This is a genomic window from Paenibacillus sp. 01T422 (assembly GCF_056398785.1).
Genome location: NZ_JBFTQB010001740.1, coordinates 1 through 359, shown reverse-complemented (window position 1 = coordinate 359; position 359 = coordinate 1). Strand labels below are relative to the sequence as shown.

Below are 359 nucleotides of genomic sequence, written 5' to 3'. Positions count from 1 at the left end.
ATTCCGCACTCAACCCACTTTGAAGTCCAATCAAAACATTTTCGGTGGCTGGCTCCGATRGAGCCTTAGCTTTGAAATCGAGCATATCGACGGCAAGGATCGGATCGTTTTCGGCGATAATGAGCACACGACCTGACAACATCTGATCGATTGCTGCCTCCTGTTCATTTAAGCTCGTGTTACCGTGAAAAGACCGCACATACTCCGCAAACCCGCACGGATCTTCGTAAAAGGGCCTAATAAGCTGATCCGCGATTTTCTTCTCGTCGCATATGCTGTTAAAGTAGATCAATTTTACTAATTGGTTGTCAGCCTCCAGCGCGCGTTCGTTATAATCGCCGTTCCTTTCCAGCTGGTTC

Annotated in this window: 1 protein-coding gene; it reads right to left on the bottom strand. The window is 47.8% G+C overall.

The features are described 5' to 3' along the window. On the bottom strand, positions 1 to 359 hold a 359-nt coding region (locus AC1DUA_RS41015), incomplete at both ends, for a spore germination protein (protein WP_477505069.1).